At 53.7% G+C, this 18,933-nt stretch carries 15 protein-coding genes, 2 pseudogenes and 1 other annotated feature; of the genes and pseudogenes, 16 read left to right on the top strand and 1 reads right to left on the bottom strand.

What is annotated here, in order from left to right; all coding sequences use genetic code 11:
* Positions 1-3 precede the first annotated feature (3 nt).
* A complete protein-coding gene (locus FG166_RS02855) occupies positions 4-1,146 on the top strand; it encodes a glycerate kinase family protein (protein ID WP_003682784.1) in 1,143 nt (380 codons plus the stop codon).
* A 271-nt stretch (positions 1,147-1,417) separates the two neighbouring features.
* On the opposite strand, the pseudogene FG166_RS09745 reads toward FG166_RS02855, so the two are convergent.
* Positions 1,418-1,728 (bottom strand): annotated as a pseudogene (locus tag FG166_RS09745) (IS30 family transposase); the annotation flags it as partial.
* A 277-nt stretch (positions 1,729-2,005) separates the two neighbouring features.
* Here FG166_RS09745 and tpx point away from each other — a divergent pair.
* From tpx to FG166_RS02930, 15 genes and pseudogenes are all read left to right on the top strand, one after another.
* Positions 2,006-2,500, top strand: a pseudogene (tpx, locus tag FG166_RS02860) (thiol peroxidase).
* Positions 2,501-2,540: 40 nt separating this feature from the next.
* Positions 2,541-2,759, top strand: a binding site (T-box leader).
* 47 nt (positions 2,760-2,806) lie between these two features.
* Complete coding sequence (locus tag FG166_RS02865; protein WP_003682790.1) at positions 2,807-5,461, top strand: valine--tRNA ligase; 2,655 nt, start codon at positions 2,807-2,809, stop codon at positions 5,459-5,461.
* A gap of 229 nt (positions 5,462-5,690) precedes the next feature.
* Complete coding sequence (locus tag FG166_RS02870) at positions 5,691-7,013, top strand: bifunctional folylpolyglutamate synthase/dihydrofolate synthase (protein WP_003682792.1); 1,323 nt, start codon at positions 5,691-5,693, stop codon at positions 7,011-7,013.
* Positions 7,014-7,065: 52 nt separating this feature from the next.
* On the top strand, positions 7,066-7,692 hold the full coding sequence (locus tag FG166_RS02875; RefSeq protein WP_003682793.1) for a JAB domain-containing protein: 627 nt from the start codon (positions 7,066-7,068) through the stop codon (positions 7,690-7,692).
* Between the two features lie 162 nt (positions 7,693-7,854).
* A complete protein-coding gene (locus FG166_RS02880; protein WP_003682794.1) occupies positions 7,855-8,865 on the top strand; it encodes a rod shape-determining protein in 1,011 nt (336 codons plus the stop codon).
* Between the two features lie 118 nt (positions 8,866-8,983).
* Positions 8,984-9,835, top strand: a complete 852-nt coding sequence (gene mreC, locus FG166_RS02885; RefSeq protein WP_003682795.1) for a rod shape-determining protein MreC — start codon at positions 8,984-8,986, stop codon at positions 9,833-9,835.
* Between the two features lie 15 nt (positions 9,836-9,850).
* A complete protein-coding gene (gene mreD / locus FG166_RS02890; RefSeq protein ID WP_003682797.1) occupies positions 9,851-10,384 on the top strand; it encodes a rod shape-determining protein MreD in 534 nt (177 codons plus the stop codon).
* Between the two features lie 476 nt (positions 10,385-10,860).
* On the top strand, positions 10,861-11,508 hold the full coding sequence (locus tag FG166_RS02895; RefSeq protein ID WP_003686002.1) for an amino acid ABC transporter permease: 648 nt from the start codon (positions 10,861-10,863) through the stop codon (positions 11,506-11,508).
* 14 nt (positions 11,509-11,522) lie between these two features.
* The gene (locus tag FG166_RS02900; protein WP_003682800.1) at positions 11,523-12,167 is read left to right on the top strand and encodes an amino acid ABC transporter ATP-binding protein; all 645 of its coding nucleotides are present in this window, start codon (positions 11,523-11,525) and stop codon (positions 12,165-12,167) included.
* A 15-nt stretch (positions 12,168-12,182) separates the two neighbouring features.
* Positions 12,183-13,040: an amino acid ABC transporter substrate-binding protein gene (locus FG166_RS02905; RefSeq protein WP_003682801.1), complete on the top strand. Its 858-nt coding sequence runs from the start codon at positions 12,183-12,185 to the stop codon at positions 13,038-13,040.
* A 255-nt stretch (positions 13,041-13,295) separates the two neighbouring features.
* Complete coding sequence (gene yfmF, locus FG166_RS02910; protein WP_003682802.1) at positions 13,296-14,570, top strand: EF-P 5-aminopentanol modification-associated protein YfmF; 1,275 nt, start codon at positions 13,296-13,298, stop codon at positions 14,568-14,570.
* Positions 14,557-15,858: an EF-P 5-aminopentanol modification-associated protein YfmH gene (gene yfmH, locus FG166_RS02915; RefSeq protein WP_003682803.1), complete on the top strand. Its 1,302-nt coding sequence runs from the start codon at positions 14,557-14,559 to the stop codon at positions 15,856-15,858. Before yfmF ends, yfmH begins: the two co-directional genes overlap by 14 nt.
* Before the next feature lie 96 nt (positions 15,859-15,954).
* Positions 15,955-16,959, top strand: a complete 1,005-nt coding sequence (locus tag FG166_RS02920) for a helix-turn-helix domain-containing protein (RefSeq protein ID WP_003682804.1) — start codon at positions 15,955-15,957, stop codon at positions 16,957-16,959.
* A 15-nt stretch (positions 16,960-16,974) separates the two neighbouring features.
* The gene (gene pgsA / locus FG166_RS02925; protein WP_003682805.1) at positions 16,975-17,559 is read left to right on the top strand and encodes a CDP-diacylglycerol--glycerol-3-phosphate 3-phosphatidyltransferase; all 585 of its coding nucleotides are present in this window, start codon (positions 16,975-16,977) and stop codon (positions 17,557-17,559) included.
* Positions 17,560-17,635: 76 nt separating this feature from the next.
* Positions 17,636-18,880 carry a competence/damage-inducible protein A gene (locus FG166_RS02930; RefSeq protein WP_003682806.1) on the top strand — a complete coding sequence of 415 codons (1,245 nt, stop codon included), beginning with the start codon at positions 17,636-17,638 and terminating at the stop codon, positions 18,878-18,880.
* Positions 18,881-18,933 lie beyond the last annotated feature (53 nt).

Below are 18,933 nucleotides of genomic sequence, written 5' to 3' on the forward strand. Positions count from 1 at the left end.
AAAATGAAGTTTGTGATTGCGCCTGATTCGTTTAAGGGCAGTTTAACGGCTAAGGAAGCGGCCACCGCCATGGCGACCGGCATTAAACGGGTTTATCCCGACGCCGAGCAAACCTTGGTGCCCATGGCCGATGGGGGTGAGGGAACGGTGCAGTCTTTAGTCGACGCTACCAACGGCCAGCTCTTGATCAAGACCGTTCACGGCCCGCTTAACCAACCGGTTCAAGCCCACTATGGCTTGCTGGGTAATTCCAACACGGCGGTGATTGAGATGGCCGAGGCCAGCGGGATTGGCTACGTGACCGAAGAAACCAAGAACCCGCTGATCGCCACCACTTACGGGACCGGGGAGCTGATTTTGGATGCCGTTAGCCACGGGGTCGATCAAATCATCATCGGGATTGGCGGCAGTGCCACCAACGATGGGGGTGCCGGGATGGCCCAGGCCTTGGGAGTGAAACTTCTCAATGATGCCGGCGAGCAGGTGGGCCTCGGCGGTGGCGCCCTGGGGGAAGTCGCCCACGTTGACGTCAGTGGGGTCGACCGCCGCGTCAAGGAAGTGAAGGTGTTAATCGCCTCTGACGTCACTAACCCCTTGACCGGGCCGGAAGGGGCGTCGGCCGTTTTTGGCCCGCAAAAGGGGGCGACCCCGGAGATGGTCAAGCTTTTGGATGACAACCTGCACCACTACGCAGCGGTGATTAAAGCCGACCTGGGCAGGGACCTGGAGGAAAAGCCGGGAGCCGGTGCGGCTGGCGGATTGGGGACCGGGCTCTTGGCCTTTACCAACGCCACCATGCAAAAAGGAATTGAACTGGTGGTTGAGTACAGCCAGTTAGAGGAGCAGGCGGCCGGCGCCGATTACGTTTTGACCGGCGAGGGGAGCATCGATTTTCAGACCAAGTTTGGTAAGACCCCGTACGGCGTGGCTAAGACAACCAAGCGGGTGGCCCCCCAAGCGCCGGTAATTGGGATCGCCGGTCACCTCGGTAAGGGCGTGGCCGAACTAGCCGACGAGGGCGTGATCGACGCCGTTTTTGCCAGCCCGTCTGGAGCCAAGTCCTTAGAACAAGCGATTGCCGACGCCGCCCAGGACGTGGCGCTGACCGCGGAGAACGTTGCCCGGCTGATTAAGGTTAGTCATTAATAAGGAAGTGCGATCCAACCTACTCGACAGGCCGTGGGCTAAGGATAGGACGGGGGTTGATGCGGTACGCATCGTTCTCCGGCCAGACTTAGCCACTAGGCCTGTGGTTGGGAGCACGTTATCTTGGGAAGTGTGACCCAACCATTTGGCAGGCCGGATGTAAGATCGGTCGAAGGTGAATACGTTAGCTAATAGAGCCCCTGAATCATTATGGTTCAGGGGTTTTGTCGTTGTATCGATTGACCATTGAGATTAAATCATTAAGGAACTCTTGAACGGTATCCATTTCCCAATGACCGAAAGTGGTGCGAGTTTCCACCTCTTTTGGTCGTTGGGAAATGTTCTTACCTGGCTGTTCACGCTTTGGAGTTCGACCATGTTTGGCCTTAGTACGCCGAGTTTTCTCTAGAAGGTCAATAATCTTCGTTCTTAGGAGTCCCTTATCAATCCAGTTGTAAATGGACCTTTCCGATGCGGGAAGCTTACATCGTCATTAACAAGCGATTCTGCAATCTTGAGCGCAGCGTAAGGTGAGCATTTTTGCGAATCTAATGATTCAAACTTGTCATGATCCTTAAAGTCAGGTCCGAAAAAACTCTGTACTGTAAATTAGATGGCCTTACCTTCAAAAATGGGAAGTTACAGGGCGCTGATAACTACCGCATTACGAGCGATGGAGATGTTGATGACATGCTCCAGCTTAAGTAACCTGTTTTCAATTCAGTAAGGGTGTACCCCTTTACCCAGTCCAAGCGCTCACCAATTTCGGTGGGCGTTTTTCTGGTGAAAGGTAAGCCCAATCTGCTATACTTAACCCATAGTTGCTAGATTAAAGAATCATTAAAAGGAGGCCACAATCGTGGAAGTAACGATCAATGGTGAACACCGTCAATTAGTTGGAAATCCGCCGGCCGTCGGTGAAGACGTTCCGCACTTTAAGGTCTTTGATGAGGATAACCAAAAGATCAAGACCCGGGAACTGTTTGGTAAGCCCACTTTGATTTCGGTGGTGCCTAACATCAACACCTCGGTCTGCTCAATTCAAACCAAGAAGTTCAACCAACTGATGGACCAATACCCAGGCGCCAACTTCTTAACGGTGTCGACGAACACGATTTAAGACCAGCAAAACTGGTGCGCCGCTGAAGGGGTTAAGAACATGAAGATGGTGGCCGATTCGGAACAATCCTTTGGTTACGCCCTCAAGGTTTTGATTCCGGACGAAGGGATCCTGGCCCGTTCAATTTGGGTGCTGGATGCCGATGGCAAGATTGTCTACGAACAAGTGGTGCCAGAAGTCGTTGACGAACCAGATTACGACGCCGCTTTAGCCGCCCTGAAAAAGTTGCTCTAGGACTTGACGGCTGGCGAAAAGTTATCTATGATTTAAGTCATTCAATGCGATGAACGAGAGAGTAATGAATAGAGGGACCGCCTAAGCGAGGATCCGGTGGTGGAAAGGATCCCGGTACTCTGATCATGAAGGTAGCTCGTGAGCAGGAGTCCTGAATTAAGTAGGGGTTCCCGGTTCATTTACCGTTATCAAATGGCAAAGAGGGAGTGGCAGTGGCCACTTCAAATTAGGTGGTACCGCGAGAAGACTCGTCCTATGTTAGGGCGGGTCTTTTTTTTGTACCCGTTACCGAAGGGAGAAATTTAAATGACCGAAAAAGAAATGGCAACCAAATTCGACCCCCAAGCGGTCGAAGAAGGGCGCTACCAATGGTGGATCGACCAAGGTTTTTTCAAGCCGTCTGGGGATAAAAAGGCGCACCCTTACTCCATCGTGATCCCGCCGCCAAACGTGACCGGGAAGCTGCACCTGGGCCACGCTTGGGACACGACCTTACAAGATATTATCATTCGCCAAAAGCGGATGCAGGGCTACGACGTCTTGTGGCTGCCGGGGATGGACCACGCCGGGATTGCCACCCAGGCCAAGGTGGAAGCCCGGTTGGCCAAGCAAGGGGTTTCCCGCTACGACCTGGGTCGCGAAAAGTTTGTTAAGCAGGTTTGGGACTGGAAGGACGAATACGCCGCCATCATTCACCAGCAATGGGCCAAGATGGGGATCTCCGTTGATTACGACCGGGAACGCTTTACCTTAGACGAAGGGTTAAACAAGGCCGTGCGCAAGGTCTTCGTTGACCTTTACAACAAGGGTTTGATTTACCGGGCCACTTACATCATCAACTGGGACCCGAAGGCGCGGACCGCCTTATCCGACATCGAAGTCGAACACAAGGACGATAAGGGCGCCTTTTACCACGTCAAGTACCCGTTCACCGACGGGACGACCTTCAACGGCAAGGACTACATTGAAATCGCCACCACCCGGCCAGAAACGATGTTTGGTGACGAAGCCGTCGCCGTGAATCCAAGCGACGAACGCTACAAGGAACTGGTCGGCAAGCATGTAATGGTGCCGCTGGTTAACCGCGAAATCGAAATCATTGCCGACGATTACGTGACGCCGGACTTTGGGACTGGGATGGTGAAGATTACGCCGGCCCACGACCCGAACGACTTCCAAGTTGGTAAGCGCCACAACCTGCCGGAATTAAACACGATGAACGAGGATGCCTCGATGAACGAAAACGCCGGCAAGTACGTCGGCATGGACCGGTTTGACGCCCGGAAAGCGATCGTCAAGGACCTCCAAGACCAGGGTTACATGCTCAAGATCGAACCAATCGTGCACTCCGTTGGTCACTCCGAACGGACCGGGGTGCAAGTCGAATCCCGCCTGTCGACCCAGTGGTTCGTGAAGATGAAGCCGCTGGCAGAACGGGCCTTGGCTAACCAAAAGACCGATGACCGAGTCAACTTCATTCCGGAACGGTTTGAACACACCTTCAACCAGTGGATGGAAAACGTTCACGACTGGGTGATCTCCCGTCAACTCTGGTGGGGGCACCAAATCCCGGCCTGGTACCACAAGGAAACCGGCGAGATGTACGTCGGAATGGAAGCCCCAGCCGATGCGGAAAACTGGGTTCAAGACAAGGACGTCTTAGATACCTGGTTCTCCAGCGCCCTGTGGCCATTTTCGACGATGGGCTGGCCAAACACCGATGCCGAAGACTTCAAGCGCTACTTCCCAACCACCACGCTGGTAACGGGCTACGACATCATTTTCTTCTGGGTCTCCCGGATGATTTTCCAATCCCTGGAGTTCACCGGCAAGGCGCCGTTTAGAAACGTCCTCTTGCATGGTTTGATCCGTGACGAACAAGGGCGTAAGATGTCTAAGTCCCTGGGTAACGGGATCGACCCGATGGACGTGGTAGAAAAGTACGGGGTTGACGCCCTGCGCTGGTTCTTGGTAACTGGTTCAACGCCTGGCCAAGACATCCGCTTCTCTTACAAGAAGATGGACGCCTCTTGGAACTTCATCAACAAGATCTGGAACGCCAGCCGGTACGTGATCATGAACCTCGGTGACATGCCGGCGCCACAACTGCCGGACCAAAGCAAGTGGGACCTGGCCGACCGCTGGATCCTGAGCCGCTTGAACACGACCGTCAAGGACGTTACCGCCAAGTTCGAGAAGTTTGAATTCGGGGAAGCTGGCCGTGACCTATACAACTTCATTTGGAACGACTTCTGTGACTGGTACATCGAAATGACCAAGGAGAAGTTGAACAACGGGACTGACGAAGAAAAGGACGCCACCAAGAACATCTTGGGTTACGTCTTAGACCAGACCCTGAAGCTGATCCACCCAATCATGCCGTTCGTAACTGAAAAGCTGTGGCAGGCAATGCCGCACGATGGTCAATCGATCATGGTAGCGGACTACCCGGTTGAACACGTCGAACTGGCCAACCAAAAGGCCGAAGGGGAAATGGAAGACCTGATCGAACTGATCAAGGCCGTTCGTAACATCCGGAACCAAGCGGGCGCCCCAATGTCGTCACCGGTTAAAATGATGATTAAGGTGGATGATCAGGCCCACGCCGCCGTCTTCAACGAAAACCGGGATTACCTTGACCGCTTCTGCCACCCGTCAGACCTAACGATTGCCACCGAAGTCGACGTGCCGAAGCTGGCGATGAGTGGGATCTTGGCCGGCGCCACGGTTTACATCCCGATGGCCGAACTGGTGGACCTGGACGAAGAACGGGCCCGGATGGAAAAGGAAATTACCAAGCTAGAAAAAGAGGTTGCTCGTTCAACCAAGAAGCTGGGGAACGAAAAGTTCGTCAACAGCGCCCCTGAACAGGTGGTGGCCAAGGAACGGGCCAAGGCCGAAGAGTGGCAACAAAAGTTAGCGAGCGCCAAGGAACGCTTGGCGAGCCTGCAAGAAGGATAAAGTGAGTGTGACCCAACCTTCTCGACAGGCCGTTGGGCTAAGCTAGGGCGGGGGTTGATGCGGAACGCATCGTTCTCCGGTCGTACTTAGCCACTAGGCCCGTGGTTGGGAGCACGATATCAGGAAGTGTGACCCAACCTTCTCAGCGGACCACGTTATCCGTCATAGTTAAGAATCAGATGAGGGGTTGGGAAAGTTTTCCCAGCCCCTTTAATGAAAAGGGAAAATAATGGAAGAGATTACAACTTACGACCAGGCCCTAGCCTTCATTCACGGCCGGACCCGGTTCAAAAAAATTCCGACCCTCAAAAGAATGCGCCTCTTTTTGGAGCGGCTCGGCAACCCCCAAGAGGGCCTGAACATGATCCACATCACCGGGACCAACGGTAAGGGGTCGACGGTGGCGATGACTAGGGACATCTTGGGCGCCAGTGGCCTGCGCGTGGGGACCTTCACGTCGCCCTTCATTACCCGCTACAACGAACGGATGGCCATCGATGGGCAGCCAATTAGTGACGAAGATTTGACCCGGATCGCTAACCGGGTCGCCAAGGTGGCGACGGTGTTAGACCAGGAGCTAACGGAGGGCGGGCCGACCGAGTTTGAAATCGGTACGGCGATTATGTTTTGCTATATGAATGAGCAACGCCCCGACCTGGTCATTTTAGAGGTGGGGATTGGGGGTAAGTGGGATTCAACCAACGTGATCGAAGCCCCCTTGGTAACGGCGATTACGACCGTCGGTTACGACCACATGCGCTACCTGGGCGACACCTATGAACAGATCGCTAGCCACAAGGCGGGAATCATAAAGGAGGGGGCGCCGCTAGTCATTGGTCACCTCCCGACCAGTGCCCGGGAAGTGGTGGCCCAAGTGGCCAAAGCTCACCACGCTAAATTGTATGAGCTCGGGACCGACTTTGACGCACCAAACGTCACTCCCCACGCCCTGTACCCAACCGTTTCATACTCGGGGCTAGGGCTACACCGGGCCCAGTTTAAGTTGGGCCTGGCCGGCGACTACCAGGTGGCAAACGCCGCCGTGGCGATCACGGTTAGCCAACTGGCCTTAGCCGCCCTGGGGCTACCGGTGCTAGCCAAGGACGTCAGGCGGGGCTTAGAAGAAAGTGCCTGGCCGGCCCGGATGGAAGTAGTTAACGATGAACCACTGATGATTTTAGACGGGGCCCATAACCTGCCGGGGGTGCAGGCGCTCGTGCAAACGATCAAGGACGACTTTTTTGATCGGCAGGTCTACTTGGAAGTGGCGATCCTGGCCGATAAGCAGTATGAACTGATGCTGGGCGAATTAGCGAGCCTGGCCAACGTTCACTTGCTGGTGACTCACTTTGCCGGGCCGGCAGCGAGCCGCCCCAGTGCGGACCTAGGATTGGCCGTTAAGGAACTGGCGACCCGCTACCCGGTGGAATACGTCCCTAACTGGCAGCTGGGGATCGCCCGGCTGGCCCAAGAGGCCCAGGGTGACGACGTAATCATCATCACCGGCTCCTTGTACTTTGTTTCCGAAGTTCGCCAATTTTTATTAGACTAATTTCGTTAAAATAAACCTCCTCACCGTACTTAGATGGTGAGGAGGTTTTAATATGCTAAAACAACAATTACAATTTCCGCTTTACCACCAGACGATTCACGAGGCCTTGCCGGATCCCGACTTGGCCCAGCATTTTTTGGACCGCTTCCCAACTCCCCGGGCGCTACATAACATCACGGCCGAAGAAGAAGAGGAGTTGACCGAATACGACCAACAAGCCTTTAAACCACTGCTGGCGGCGGTCAACCTGGGGACGATGGCGGTACGCTCACCCCACGATCTCTACGGGCAGGCGGCCTCGTCGACCTCGGTGGGGACGGCGCTGATCGACGAGTTTGCCGGCGAAGAACAGGAAATGGTGGTGGCAATGTGTACCGATGTCCACAATAAAATCATTGCCACCAAGCGGCTCTTCATTGGCGGGACCAGTGAGTGTTCCACTTATCCTAATCAGGTGTTCCGCTTCGCCATTAAAACCGGGGCGCACGGGGTGATCTTGGCCCACAACCACCCATCCGGTTCTCCGGCCCCTTCAACGGCCGATATGATCTTTATTAAACGGATGGAAGAAGCCGGTAAATTAATTGGCATCGCCCTGATTGACGCCCTCGTGGTGGGCAGAAGGGATTACTATAGTTGGCGCGAGGCCCGTCAAGAAGAGGAAGAAACCGATTGGTGAAATCTTAAATAATCGTTAACGCTCTAGGGCGGATCTGTCAATTCCCGGGCCATTATAGTATAGTAGGGTCTGTTAATCTAACGTTTGGCTATGGTATAATATCGGCGATATGGATTACCACAAAAGAACGTATTAAACGTACAAACGAAGGGAAGAAACAGATTGCCATTAGGATTTGGAACTAAAAATATTGGTATCGACCTCGGAACTGCCAATACAATTGTTTACATTGATGGAAAGGGCATTGTCTTGCGGGAACCGTCCGTGGTTGCACGTAAGAAGGGTACCGGCGAAGTAATTTCCGTTGGGTCCGAAGCTCGGGACATGATTGGGCGGACCCCGGCAAGTATCGTTGCCATCCGGCCAATGAAAGATGGGGTCATTGCCGATTATGACACCACCGTTGCCATGATGAAGTACTACATGGACAAGGCGCTGGGCAACAACGGCGGCAAGCCATACGTAATGGTTTGTGTCCCAAGTGGGATCACCGAAGTTGAAAAGCGGGCCGTGGTTGACGCAACCCGGGTTGCCGGGGCGCGTGATGCTTACGTTATCGAAGAACCATACGCTGCTGCTATTGGGGCTGGCCTGCCAGTCATGGATCCGACCGGTTCAATGGTGGTTGATATTGGTGGTGGGACGACGGACGTGGCGACGATTTCCTTAGGGGGCATCGTATCCAGTCGTTCAATTCGGATGGCTGGTGACAAGATGAACGACGCCATTGCCCAATTTGTCCGCCAAAACAAGAGCCTCTTGATTGGGGAACGGACGGCCGAAAAGTTGAAGTGGGACATTGGTTCTGCCTCCTTGGACGCTGCCAAGGAAATGGGGACAACCGAAGTGCGTGGTCGGGACCTGATTACTGGGTTACCGAAGACGATGGAGGTTTCCGCCTTGGACGTTTCCGAAGCCCTTCAAGATGTGGTCAACGAAATTATCGCCGCTATCAAGGGGACGTTGGAAGAAACGTCACCTGAAATTGCCGCTGACGTTATCGACCACGGGATTGTGCTGACTGGTGGGGGCGCTTTATTGAAGCACTTGCCAGAAGTGATTGCGGAAGCGACCAAGGTGCCGGTCTTTATTGCCAACGATCCACTGGATTGTGTGGCCATCGGGACTGGGGAATCCTTGAAGAGCATCGACGCCATGCGCAAAAAGAAGTAACGGATTTCATTGATAAATCACCAACGAGAAATCGTGAAACGGGCGGGGCTGGTTGCAAAACAATGTTTTTGCCCAGCCCCGTTCATCGTTCTCGGGGGCTAAAGAGGAGCTTTCTTCCATGCAAAAGTTTTTTTCAAACCGTCGCCTAGTTATTTTAGTGGTGATTCTCGTGGTCTGCTTTAGCTTGATGGCCGGTTCCGTGGCCTTACGGAACCGGCGGAGCACGCCGCCTCTGATCCAGCAGTTTGGTGATGACATTGTCGGGATTGCCGGTAGCGTGGTAACCTACCCGGCTAACATCATCCAGGGGGGGCTGTCCAACGTTAACGAGTTAATGAATACCTACTCGGAAAACAAGGAGCTCAAGCAACAGGTTACGGAATTAGCCCAAGTTAAGGTTAGGGACCAAACCCTGGCCAAGGAAAATAAGCAGTTAAAGGCGGAACTAAAGGTAAAGTCCTCTTTGACTGATTACTCAACCATTGCCGCCTCCGTTTTAAGCCGGGACCCGTCGTCTTGGCAGGCCCAGTTAGTGATCAATAAGGGTTCCTCGGCCGGAATTAAAAAGAACATGCCGGTCTTATCGGGTGGGGGCTTGGTCGGCCGGGTTTCTCAAGTTAACAAGACCAACAGTATTGTTGAGTTGCTTAGTGATACTAGTGAATCATCGAACCGCTTTGCCATTACGATTCAAGGTACTAACGGTAAGACGGTTAACGGGATCATCACTGGCTACAACTCGTCAACCAACCAGTTGATCATGGGGCAGGTAACTTCCAAGGCCAAGATCAAGAAGGGGACCTCGGTGACGACCTCTGGATTAGGGGGAATCACGCCAAAGGGACTCTACGTCGGTAAGGTGGCTAAGATCGGAACGGATGATTACGGGCTGGCCCAAAAGGTTTACATCACCCCGGCCACGAACTTCAACGAGATCAACATTGTGACCGTCGCCAAGCTTGATGATTAAGTAGGGAGGGTTACCATGTACCGATTATCACGTCTGAGGTTCCTGTTCCCGCTTGGCCTATTTATTTGTTTTTTCCTGGATGGCTCACTGAGCAAGATCTTTGCCAACCAGTTCTTCAGCTACCCCTACTTAATGGTTAGCCAACTGGTTGTTTTGTGGCTGATCTTCGGGGCCTTTTTTGAAGAGGATATCCAAATTCCCCTGACTGGCTTTGCCGTTGCAGCGGGGATCTGTGCGGACCTTTACTACTCGGGGATTCTAGGGTTGTTTATGTTCTTATACCCGGCCATCGTGATGTTTGCCCGGGCCCTCAACCGCTACTACACCCCGTCGTTTTTATCCCATATTTTAATTTTCTTTGTTTCAATCGCCCTGCTGGAGTTACTCAACTATTGGGCATACTACTTGGTGGGGGTGACCCGGGTGGGCTTTGCCGGTTTCTTGTTGGATACCCTTGGCCCAACCTTGGCCCTGAACCTGGTCTACTTCATCTTGTTGTATTGGCCGGTTCACCGCCTCTATCAACGGGCGCTTGGGGAGCAACATTAGAATCGATGAGAAAAATTTAATTTTTCGGCCAGAACTGTTGACAAGAAAATCAAATCTAGTTAAGATACTTACAACATTAACAACGACATTGAGCAGATTAGTAGAACGATGCGTGCTATCAGCGAGTAACCGGTGGTGGGAAGGTTACAGTACTCCCGTTCGAATCACAACTGTGAGTTGGCCACTGACCAAAAGGTGGTCCGGGGAAGCCCGTTAGCGCGCAAAGTTTACAATTCGTGAACTTACTGAGGTCGTCTTCCGTGAGGGGGCGACAAGATGAGGTGGAACCGCGGCAACGCCCTCTTAGCCAAGTGGCTAGGAGGGCGTTTTGTCTTTTGTAAACTTGCTGAGGTTACCAGTGTGAGCTGGTAATGAACTGGGGTGGAACCACGTTAAGGCGTCCCCTTGAATCACCACGATTCAAGGGGCGTTTTTTATTAATTTGCTTAATGGGGGAAGACAAAGGAGGATCAACCATGTCGTTTAAATATATCATGGAAATTTTACCATCGTTATTTCAGGGTGCAGGATTAACCCTGCAACTCTTCTTTTGGACCCTAATTGGCTCCTTGCCATTGGGGATCATCGTCAGTCTGGGCTTAACTTCTAAGATCAAGCCGCTCAAGTGGGTCTTGGAAATGTACGTCTGGCTGATGCGGGGGACCCCGTTGCTGCTGCAATTAATCTTCGTCTTTTACGGCCTGCCAATCATCGGAATCGTTTTCCAACGTTACGATGCCGCCTTGGTGGCCTTTATCTTAAACTACGCCGCTTACTTCGCCGAAATCTTCCGTGGTGGGTTGCAATCAATTAGCCAGGGCCAATACGAAGGGGCCCGGGTGTTGCGCCTGTCATACTGGCAAACGGTCAGGAAGATCGTGATTCCACAAGTGGTCAAGATTGTAATCCCGTCAATCGGAAACGAAGTCATCAACTTGATCAAGGATTCCTCCTTGGTATACGTAATCGGGTTAGGCGACTTGCTGCGGGCCGGGAACGTTGCCACCTCACGTGACGTTACCTTAGTGCCACTCCTCTTGGTTGGGTTAATCTACCTGCTGATGGTCGGGGTCTGCACGGTCATCCTGCGCTGGGTTGAAAAGCGGTACTCATACTACAAGTAATCGGGGGGATTGAGATGTTAGAAATTAAAGACCTAAAAAAGAGTTTTGACGGGCGTCAGATTTTAAACGGGGTTGACCTGACGGTGGAAGACGGTGAAATCCTCAGTATCGTTGGTCCATCCGGGGCCGGGAAGACGACCCTGTTGCGTTGCATCACCGGGTTAGAGAGTGCCGACAGTGGGACCTTTTTAATTGACGGGCAACCGTTCGACCCCCAGGGAACCGAGGAAAGCGACGCCGTGATCGGGGTGGTTTTCCAAGACTTCAACCTCTTCCCCCACTTATCGGTGCTGGAAAACATCACCTTGGCGCCAACGATGGTTCTAAAGCAAAGTAAAGACGAGGCCAATAAGAAGGCGGCCGAATTGTTAGAAGAACTGGGCTTGACCGGTCTCAGTGACCACTACCCGTTCCAATTGTCCGGGGGGCAAAAGCAGCGGGTCGCCATCGCGCGGGCCCTGGCGATGAACCCACGGATCCTGTGTTATGACGAACCAACTAGTGCCTTGGACCCGAACCTGCGTGATGAAGTGGCCAACCTCCTCTTGTCACTGAAAAAGGAGGGGATGACCCAGTTAGTTGTTACCCACGACATGGATTTTGCCGAAAAGATTGCCGACAAGATCTTGAAGGTGCAAGCCTTAGACGCCAGAAAGTAGAAAGGGAGCAGTGGGATGAAACGACTGAAATACTTATTTGTCTTGGTCCTGCTTGTCATTCCGGCGGTCCTCTTGAGCGGCTGTGAGAGTGTGACCCAGCGGGCCGGCACCCAGGATACCTGGTCGCGGATTGAAAAGCGGGGGAAGGTAATCGTCGGCTTGGACGATTCCTTTGTGCCGATGGGCTTCCGGGAACGGGACGGGAAGTTGGTTGGGTACGACATCGACTTAGCCAAGGCCGTTTTCAAGCAGTACGGGATTAAGGTGGACTTCCAGACGATTGACTGGTCAATGAAGGAAACCGAACTGAAAAACGGGACGATTGACCTGATTTGGAACGGGTACTCGATGACGCCGGAACGGGCCAAGCAAGTAGCCTTTTCCAGGCCTTACCTCTTAAACCGCCAGGTACTGGTCACCAAGAAAAGGGACCACATTAACAACTTTAACGACATGAAGGGGAAGGTGTTAGGGGTACAAAACGGGTCGACCGGGATGACCGACCTGGATGAATACCCGAAACTGTTAAAAGACAAGATTAAGGGCAAGAGCCCGATCCTGTACGATACCTTCCCGAACGCCTTTATCGATTTAAACGCTAACCGGATCCAGGGGATCTTGATGGATGAAGTCTACGCCAACTACTACATCCAACACCAAGCAAACGCCAAGTCCTATTCAACGTACATTAGTAACAAGATGGGCGCCGATTACTTTGCCGTTGGGATGCGCAAGGGGGACAAGACCCTGAAAAAGAAGGTTAACGAAGGGCTCAAGCGCCTCCAAGAAGACGGCCAGCTTAAAAAGATCAATGAGAAGTGGTTCGGCAAGGCCTCGAACTTCTTGGGCCCGGTTAATTACAAGATCAAGTAGGTTGTAATTTAACTGGTAATCACGTATCATTTGAAACGGATCAATAAGAAGACGAAAGTGGGAAATAACCAAGCCGGTCGCCTGGAGGGGCGGTCGTAAGCCACTACAGCACGTAGCGGTTGGGTCCGCACTTGGACACGCGGGCGTTGGTTAGTGCTTACGTTTTCTGTCGAGTATTCGGAAATACAGTAAGGGGCTGGGAGAAAATACGGTTTTCTCCCGGCCTCGTTTTGCTTAGGAAAGGAAGAATAATCCTTGGACATTCAATTAACCACCGGGGTTGATTTGCACATTATTGCCACCAAGCAGTTTAAGGTGACCCGGATTTTGGTGAACTTTGCGACCGAGCAGCGCCAAATTTCACCGAGTGCCCGGAACTTGGTGGCGAACCTGTTGGTAACCTCGTCGGCCAAGTACCGCACCCAAACGGTGTTAGCCCGCCACTTAAACGACCTGTACGGAGCCTCGTTGAGCGGCTACGTGAGCCGGGTTGGCTTGGCCCACACCGTCCGACTCAAGCTAGCGCTGATTAATGATCAGGCAGCCAAGGCCCCCCTGTTTGAACGGGGGAGCGCCCTTTTAAAGGAGCTATTATTTAACCCCCTGGTCGAAAACGGCGCCTTTGATGCGGAAACCTACCGCCTACAGCAAGCCAACACGATTGGGAACTTGCAATCTTGGGACGATGACAAGCGTTTTTACGCCCTTAAGCGTCTGCAACAAACCTACTTTACAGAGGGGGCTGAGTTGCGCCGCCCGGCCAGCGGGACGGTTGCGGAGGTCCAAAATATAACTAGTCAGCAAACCTACCAGGCCTACCAAGAAATGCTGGCCCACGACAAGATTGACATCGTGGTGGTGGGGGACGTTGACGAAGCGGCCGTGTGTCAGGCCATGCGTGCGTTAGACTTTTCCCCGCGCCAATCTCCCCTGCACCAAAGCCTCTTGTACCACCAAGCGGCCCGCCAAACACCAGCCTTTGCAACTGAGGTTCAGCCACTGGCCCAGGCTAAGTTGGACCTGGCCTACCACCTGCCCGCTTACTACCGGCAGGACAACTACCTAACGGCGATCGTTTTAAACGGCCTGCTCGGGGGCACCCCGTACTCACTGCTGTTTACCAACGTGCGGGAGAAGGCTAGCTTGGCTTATTACGCCACCAGTTCGCTGCGGGCCTTTAGCGGCGAGATTTTGGTTGAAACCGGGATTAACCCGGCCGATCAAACGCAGGCGCGGGCGCTGATCGAACAACAGGTGGCCGACCTGGCGGCGGGTAAGTTTAACGACGCCCAGTTCCAGCGGGTCAAGGAGGGATTGGTGAACCAATACGTGACGGGGCTAGATAACCCCAACGTCTTGGCCCAAGCTCGCTTGATCACCGCCTTAATGGGCCTCGAGCCGTTGCAAAAGGTGGCAGAGGGGCTCCGGGCGGTTACCAAAGAGGAAGTGGCCAACTTAGCGGCCCAGATGACACTAGAGGCCGTCTTTTTACTCGACGGGAAGGGAGGAGAAACCGATGGAGAAGCTTGATTACCCTGCTTACGGGCGGGAACTCTATAAAACGACCCTCGCTAACGGCTTGAAGATTAACCTGTTGCCAATGCCGGATTACCACAAAACCTACGCGATCTTAACGACCGATTTCGGTTCGGTTGATAACACCTTTGTTATCGATGGTCAGCAACAAACGGTACCCAACGGGGTGGCCCACTTCTTAGAACACAAGCTGTTTGAAAAGGCCGATCACGATGCCTTTGACCTCTTCGGAGCGCTGGGGGCCGACGCCAACGCCTTTACCAGTTTTACCCAGACCAGCTACCTCTTTTCGACCACCGCGCACCTTCATGAGAGCCTGGACGTTTTGCTGGACTTTGTGTTTGACCCCTACTTCACCGAACAAACGGTGGACAAGGAAAAGGGGATCATCGGCCAGGAAATTCGGATGTACGCTGACAGTCCGGATAACCGGCTGTACATGGGGACCCTGGGGAATCTGTACCCGGAGGACCCGGTTAAAATCGACATCGCCGGGAGTGAGGATTCGATTGCCAAGATTACCCCGGAGTTGCTGTACCAGATCCACCGGACCTTTTACCAACCCGGTAACATGAACCTGTTTGTGGTCGGTAACTTGGACCCGGACCGGGTAGTTGAATGGGTACAAGCTAACCAGACCCTGGCCAACTGGCCGGCGGCGCCCCTACCAGTCCACACCTTTGCCCCGGTGGACCCCCAGGCAAACGACGTCGTTCCCTTTGCGACCTTAGAGATGCCAGTGGCCCGGCCCAAGGCGATGATTGGCCTGCGGGGGATTAGCGACTTTGAAAGTGGCCAGGAGCGCCTCCGTTTCGTTCAAGCGATCGGGATGGCGCTGGAACTGCTATTTGACGACACGTCGGAAAACTACCTGCGGATGTACAACGAAGAGGTCTTGGACGATTCCTTTGGTTTCGGGCTGGAGATTGAACGTGGGTTCCACTTTGCCACCTTTGCGAGCGAAACCAACCGGCCCGAGGCCTTTGCCGATGCGATTATCGACATTTTAAGGCGGGCGCCCGGCGAACTCGACGCTGCAAGGGACCAGTTTGAAGCGATTAAGCGGGGACAAGTGGGCCGCCTAGTCGCTTGCCTGGACTCACCAGAACAGATTGCCAACCGCTTTTCCGGCCACCTCTTTGATCAGGCCACGATCTTCGATGAATTGGCGTCGCTGGAGTCAATTACCTTCGCTGACCTGCAAAACGCAGTCGCCCAGTTAATTGTCCCGCAACGACTGAGTGCCTTTTTCGTCCTTCCGGAGGGGAAGCAAGAAGTTTAAACTTTATTATGATTTACGGGCAAGCCCAGCAATTTCAAGAGAGTATGCTATACTTGGTAACTGTTAATACTGTAAAAAAGAATGAGGAATTAGGTAATGAGTGAAAACGAAGAAAGAGTCAACGTCGGCAAAAAGCTGCGGGAGGCACGGGAGAAAAAGGGCTTAACGCTTGATGACTTGCAACAAGCCACCAAAATTCAAAAGCGCTACCTGATCGCCATTGAAGACGAAAAGTTTGACGAATTACCGGGGGATTTTTACGTCCGGGCCTTTGTTAAACAATACGCTGACACGGTGGGGTTAGACGGTAATACCCTTTTAAAGGATTACGACGACGATCTGCCGCAAACCAAGACCGCCGAGTATTCTAACCACCTTGCCCAAGCGGTGGAAACCCGGACTGGCAACCGCCAACCAACCGTTGACCGGGTTGACCGGGCGCGCCGTTACTTACCAACCGTGATCATTGCGGTGGTGGTGGTAATTATTTTGGGGGCGATTTGGGCAACGGCGATCGTTCGTAACCGCCAGGACGCCGCTACCAAGATCGATTCCAGCTCCGTGTCGGTTTCCGGGGAATCGTCGAAAAAGTCGTCCTCCTCTAGCTCCAGTTCCAAGTCTTCCAGCTCGTCTAGCAAGGCTGCTAAGCTGGAATTCACCGCTGCGAACCGGACGACTTCTTCCGTCACCCTTTCAACTACCAGTAGTCTGACCAAGGATACCGACATGACGATTAAGGCCAGCGGTCAAGCCTGGACTAGCGTGACGGTTGATGGGACTAGCAAACTTTCTAAGACCCTGACGGATAATTCGACGTCAACGGTTTCCCTGCCCAAGGGTGCCCAAACCGTGGTCTTGACCCTGGGGAACGCAAGCGCAACGACGGTTAAGATCGGCGACCAAACCCTAGACCTGACTGACAGCGGTAAGTACGCCAACACCCGGACGGTGACGATTAAGTTTGGGGCGACGACGACCGCTAGTTCCAGTGCTAGTTCAACTTCAACTAGTGCGGCTAGTTCCAGTGTCGCAACCACGACGAACTCAACGTCAACGACGGCGACGACTAACACTTCCACCCAATCTTCATCGACGCGCTAAAGGAGTTAATTTGCAATGAATTTACCAAATAAGCTGACCGTGGTCCGCTTAATTGTAATCCCGTTTTTCCTGATCCTGATGGTGATCCCCTTCCACTGGGGTGCCGTCACCTTTTGGGGGGCCACCATCCCGGTGAGCCAATTGATTGCGGCGATCCTGTTTATCGCCGCGACGATCACCGATAACCTCGATGGTCAAATCGCCCGCCGCCAGCACCTGGTTACGAACTTCGGTAAGTTTACCGACCCGCTGGCCGATAAGCTCTTGGTAATGACGGCCTTCATCGTCATGACGGGGTCCGGGGTGGTACCGGCCTGGGTCACGACGATTATTATCTGGCGTGAACTAGCCGTGACCGGCTTACGCTTATTGATCGTGGAACAAAACGGTCAGGTCCTAGCCGCCAAGATGCCGGGTAAGATCAAGACGACGACGCAGTTTATCGCGATCATCTTCTTGTTATTAAACAACGTGATCTTTGCCATGTGGGGAATTCCCTTCGGCCAAATCATGCTCTACATCTGCTTATTCTTCACGGTGTACTCCGGGGTGGATTACTTCGTGAAGGGCCGCGGCGTCTTTGCCGACGGGTTCAAATAATTTTTCGGGGACGAGACCAATTTGGTTCGTCCCTTTTTGCCATTTTGCCGTATTTATTGATTAAGGGGGAACCGCCATGCAAGCGGAAATTATTTCTGTCGGAACCGAAATCATTTTGGGTCAAATCACCAACACCAACGCCCGCTACCTCGCCGACCAGTTGCGCCAGTTGGCAATTGAGGCCCCGTGGCAAACCAACGTTGATGATGACCCCGCCCGCATCAAGCAGGCCCTTGCAACCGCCAAGGAACGTGCCAATCTGATCTTTATTTGTGGCGGACTAGGCCCGACCGAAGACGACCGGACGATGGCGGCGGTGGGGGACTACTTGGGGCGCCAACTACGGCTCGATGAAGACTACTGGCAACAGATCAAGGCCCAACTGGAGGCCCGGTCGATTTCCGCGACCGTGAGCCCGGAAAACATCCGCCAGGCCTACTACTTAGCGGGGGGGACCCCGCTGTCTAACCCTACTGGCCTCGCCCTCGGGGTCTATTTAAAAGACGGCGCCCATACCTACGTCGTTTTACCGGGGCCACCGCACGAATTTAAGCCAATGGTTGACCAATCCCTCTTGCCGCACCTAAAGGCGGACTTCGGAAAGGGCCACCAGACTTACTCCGCCCTTTTGCACTTCGTTGGCCGCCCGGAGTCGCTGCTAATGCAAGAGCTGGCCTCGCTAGGGCTTGACGAACGCCTAGTGGTGACCTCTTACGTCCAGCCTGATGAAATTCAGGTCCGGGTGACACTCCATGACGTGGCTAAAGAAGAAGCGACTTCCTTATTGGAGCAGGCCATCGCCAAGATCGCCCGACAAGAGGCGGACTACTACATTGGCCGGGGCGCTGGGGTCAGCATGGCCAGCCAGCTGGTGGCCCTCTTAAAGGAAAAGGGGCTTAAGATTACCGGGGCCGAAAGTCTAACCGGGGGCCTTTTTCAAGCCACCCTGTGCTCGGTGGCGGGGGCCAGCGAGGTCTTTGACGGCGGTTTTGTCACCTACGCGGCCTCGGCCAAGGAACAACTGCTCGGCGTTCCGGTTGAAACGGTGCGCCAATACGGGGTGGTTTCGAAGCAAACGGCGGAGGCAATGGCGAGTGGCTGCCAACAAAAAATGGGCGTTGACGTGGGTCTTTCCTTCACTGGGGTGGCCGGACCGGATGACTTAGAGGGCCACCCGGCCGGCACCGTATGGCTCGGCCTGGCGATCAAGGGACGCCCCGTCGAAAGCCACCTCCTCCGCTTGCCGGGGCAAACACGCCAGTTCGTCCGCCAGCAAAGCGTCCAGGAGGGGATGCGCCTGGCCTACAACGCCCTACGGTAACTTTCCGAACCCCTGTTCGACTTTTTGCTTGTCTTTTGCAAAGAACCTGATAG

It is taken from the genome of Limosilactobacillus fermentum (genome assembly GCF_013394085.1).
GTDB classification, from domain to species: domain Bacteria; phylum Bacillota; class Bacilli; order Lactobacillales; family Lactobacillaceae; genus Limosilactobacillus; species Limosilactobacillus fermentum.